The organism is Streptomyces sp. 8L (assembly GCF_020176795.1).
Taxonomy (GTDB): domain Bacteria; phylum Actinomycetota; class Actinomycetes; order Streptomycetales; family Streptomycetaceae; genus Streptomyces.
Map to the genome: position 1 here is coordinate 1 of NZ_JAIUKE010000235.1, position 4147 is coordinate 4147.

Annotated in this window: 4 protein-coding genes; all 4 read right to left on the reverse strand. The window is 73.2% G+C overall.

The genetic code is table 11. The annotated features are described in order from the left end of the window. The coding region (locus tag LCE31_RS20190; RefSeq protein WP_225016103.1) for a VanZ family protein at positions 1–568 on the reverse strand (568 nt) is incomplete at its 3' end. 103 nt (positions 569–671) lie between these two features. Then, complete coding sequence (locus tag LCE31_RS20195; RefSeq protein WP_225016105.1) at positions 672–1238, reverse strand: hypothetical protein; 567 nt, start codon at positions 1236–1238, stop codon at positions 672–674. A gap of 119 nt (positions 1239–1357) precedes the next feature. Then, positions 1358–2971, reverse strand: a complete 1614-nt coding sequence (locus LCE31_RS20200; protein ID WP_225016109.1) for a sensor histidine kinase — start codon at positions 2969–2971, stop codon at positions 1358–1360. Positions 2972–3131: 160 nt separating this feature from the next. After that, on the reverse strand, positions 3132–3809 hold the full coding sequence (afsQ1, locus tag LCE31_RS20205) for a two-component system response regulator AfsQ1 (RefSeq protein ID WP_225016107.1): 678 nt from the start codon (positions 3807–3809) through the stop codon (positions 3132–3134). Positions 3810–4147 lie beyond the last annotated feature (338 nt).

Genomic DNA, 4147 nt, shown 5'->3' on the forward strand with positions numbered 1-4147 from the left:
CCCCCCCCCCGCCCCGGCCGGGGGGGCGGGGCCCCGCCCGGGGGGGGGGCCCGGGGGGGGGGCCCCCGGCCCCGCCCCCGGGGGGGGGGGGGCCGCGCGCCGCCGCCCGCAGGCCGCGCCGCAGCCGCGCCCGCCCGAGCGGTACGAAGAGGGCGTGCGCGAGCGCGACGCCCAGCGTGTTGAGGATCAGCGAGTCGATGTCGAGCACCCGTCCCGGCACCCCGGTCTGGAGCAGTTCGATGGCCAGCGAGATCAGCCCGCCCGCACCGACGGTCCTGGCCAGCGACGCCCAGGGGGAGACCCAGAGCCGGCCGCTGACCACCGGCAGCAGCACCCCGGCGGGCGCGAGCAGCGCGAGTCCCTCGGCGAGAGAGCGGATTCCGTGGGCCGTTCCGATCGCGAAGTCGGCCCTGATGCCTGCGAGGGGCCGCAGATTCGCGGCGGTCACCCAGGGGGCGTCGACAGGTCTCAATGTCAGCCACCCCACGATCAGCAGATGCATGAGGAGGAGAAGGGCTCCCGCCGTTCGCAGGCGGATGACGGCGTTGCCGCCCGTACCGTGGCGCACGCTGTCCTAGACGCCCGGGCGTCCGCGCCCGGTTCCCCGTGAGAGCAGCGTCACTCCCCCGGCCGTACGCCCCGGCCAGGCCGCCGCCTCCCCGAGTCCGTGATCAGGACGCGCTCGGGCCCGGGGAAGCCGGGGCGGCCGTGGGCAGCGGCATGTCCGGATCGGCCTTCACCCCCGGATCGCAGGTGTAGGCGCGGGGCGCGTACGTGCCGGGGCCGCCGCGCACCACCTGCCCGGTGCCGCTCGGGCCTGCTCCGCCGCCGACGCCGTTCTCCGCCAGCGTGCACACGATCTGCGCGAGCGCCGTCTGCCGCAGGTCCTCCGGCTGTACGGACAGCCGCAGCGCGCCGTCGGGATCGCTCGCGCGGGCGCCGGTGACGAGCAGCGGCGACTCGACGTACGTGGTGAACCCGGCCTGGTGCTCGTCCGCAGAGGGATCGGCCCGCAACGCGTCGAGCAGGGCCTGCGCGAGCGGGACGCCGGCCCCCGCGCCCCGCTTCGGCACGGGTATCGCACGCTCCACGGGCTTGAGTTCCGAGGCGCACACCAGATAGACCCGCACGGGCACGCTGCCGGCCGGGGACTGGGTGATCACGTTCTTCTGATCGACCTCGCAGGGCAGCCTGGACGGCGCGGCGCCCGCGTCGACCGGCACCGACGTCGTCCGCACGCCGCACCCGGAGAGCAGCAGCGCGCAGAGCGCCGCACCGGCCGCGAGCGCCGTTGTGCGCCCCCTGGCCGGACGGAGCGGGCCGCCCCCGGCTCTGTCGCCGGGGCCTCTGACACCTTTCACCGTGCCCGGCCCTCGCCCTCGCCGCCGCCCGCTGCACGGCCGCGCTCGTCGTCGGTGTTGTCACGGTTATCAGTGTTATCAGTGTTATCAGTGGTATCAGGGTTGTCGGCGTCGTCACCGTCGCCGTCCGTACCCGGCCCGGTGCGCGGCTCGTTGTCCGACGGGCCTCCGCGCGGCAGCCGCAGGACGAACATCGCCCCGTCGCCGCCGGGGACGTTCGAGGCGGTGATGGTGCCTCCGTGGATGTGCGCGTTCTCCATCGCGATGGAGAGGCCGAGCCCGCTGCCGTCGGAGCGGGGCCGGGACGCGGACGCCTTGTAGAAGCGGTCGAAGACGTGCGGCAGGACGGCCTCGGGGATGCCGGGGCCGTGGTCCCGCACGGTGATGACGAGTTCTTCCCGGCCGCCCTCCACCGTCTCCGTGCGCACCGAGACGCGTACTCCGGCGCCGCCGTGCTTGAGGGCGTTGCCGATGAGGTTCGCGAGGATCACGTCGAGCCTGCGCGGGTCCAGGCGGGCCTCGATGCCGCGCTCCGCGTCCAGGTCGACCGCGTCCACCCAGGCGCGCGCGTCGAGGCACGCGGTGACCTGGTCGGCGACGTCCACGGCGTCCAGCACCAGCCGGGCGGTGCCCGCGTCGAAGCGGGTCACCTCCATCAGGTTCTCCACCAGGTCGCCCAGCCTGCGGGTCTCGCTGACCACCAGTGTCACGGCGGGCGCGATCATCGGGTCGAGGCTGTCGACCTCTTCCTCGAGCACCTCGGTCACCGCGGTCAGCGCGGTGAGCGGAGTGCGCAGTTCGTGCGACATGTCGGCGACGAAGCGGCGGCTGGACTCCTCGCGCGCGCTCATGTCCTCGACCTTCTTCTGGAGCGAGGCCGCGGCGTTGTTGAACGTACGGGAGAGGTCGGCGAGTTCGTCGGTGCCGGTGACCCGCAGCCGCGTCTCGAACTTGCCCTCGCCGAGCTTGCGGGCCGCCTCGCCGAGCCGCTGCACGGGCTTGAGGACCGTGCGCGCCGCCGCCTGCGCGATCAGCGCGGCGCCGACCAGCGCGAGCGCTGCGGCGATCCCCAGCGACCAGGCGAGCGAGTCGAGGTCGGTGCGCTCCTGCGCGAGCGACTTGAACACGTAGCCGGTCAGGCCGCCGCCGATGTGGGCGCCGCCCACGAGGTAGGGCGTTCCGTCGTGGTCCACCCGCTGCCAGAACAGGTGGTACGGGTACTTGTTGGCGGCCGTGACCTTCTGCTTCTCCCCGACCGCCGACCTGAGCGAGGCCGGCACGTCGGCCAGGGTGAAGGTGCCGGCGCCGGACGCGCCGCTGATCGGCCGGCCGTCCTTGCCGGTGGCTATCAGCAGCACGTCGTAGGTGCTGCCGTCAGCCGCCATCTGCCGCGCGGTGGTGGTCAGATCGCTCGCGCCCGGCCGTACGGGCAGGTCGGCGGCGCGGCTCTGCATCTGCCTGCGGAAATCGCTGAGCGTCGCGTCCTGGGTACGGGTCAGCACCGCCTCGCGGTTGATCCAGTACGCGATCCCCGACGCGGACACCGCGGCGGTCAGCGCGACCGCGCCGAAGACCAGCGCGAGCCGCAGCCGGAGGCTGCCCCAGCGCAGGCCGAGGTGGCCGGCCGGGCGCGCGGAGCCGCCGGCGCCGCCGGAGCCGTCGTCCTGCCGTGTCCGCCCCGCCTGCTGTGGCTGTTGTGACCGCTTGGGCTGCTGTCGCTGCTGTGCGCCCTCGCGGGCGTCGTCGTTCCTCACCTGCCGCGTCCCGTGATCACGCAGGCGCGTCCAGCCGGTACCCCACACCGCGCACGGTGCGGATCAGGGTCGGCGACCCCGGTACGTCCTCGACCTTGGCGCGCAGCCGCTGCACGCAGGCGTCGACCAGCCGCGAGTCGCCGAGGTAGTCGTGCTCCCACACGAGGCGCAGCAACTGCTGGCGGGACAGGGCCTGTCCCGGCCTTCTGCTCAGTTCGAGCAGCAGCCGCAGCTCGGTCGGGGTGAGCTGGAGGTCGTCGCCGTTCTTGGTGACGGTCATCGCCGAGCGGTCGATGACGAGGCTGCCGAAGGTGGCGGAGTCGGTGGACTCGCGTTCACCGCGGCGCAGCACGGCACGGATGCGCGCGTCGAGCACCCGGCCCTGCACGGGCTTGACGACATAGTCGTCGGCTCCGGACTCCAGGCCCACGACGACGTCGATGTCGTCGCTGCGCGCGGTGAGCAGGATGATCGGCAACTGGTCCGTACGCCGGATGCGCCTGCACACCTCGAATCCGTCGATGCCCGGCAGCATCACGTCCAGCACGATCAGGTCGGGCCGCTGCTCCTTGAGCAGTTTCAGGCCGTCCTCTCCCGTCGCCGCGGTGGCCACCCGGTGGCCCTGGCGCGACAGCGAGAGTTCAAGGGCCGTGCGGATGGCGTCGTCGTCCTCGATCAGCAACAGGAAAGGCACGTGGGCCATTCTGAACCATGTGGCGCCCGGAGTTCGACCGTCTGGCCGCTCCGCCTCCACGGCCCCCGCGTTCTCGGCGAGTTCGGCACGATTCCGCCACTCCTCCTCCCGCGTCCCGCGTACCGCGCCACCCCCTGTGACAGCTCTGTGACAGTCGAAGGACAACGCGATGAAGTGGGCTCGGCAAGCTCGTCGGGGTAAGGGCAGCACGAGGCTCCGACCGAGGGGGGCGCGGGATGAACGCACTGCACGAGACGGCTGCGGGCGCGGTAGTCACGCGTCTGCACGACCTGGGGGCCACCGAGAAGTCCGGCGGTGTGAACGGACGGGGGTGCGTT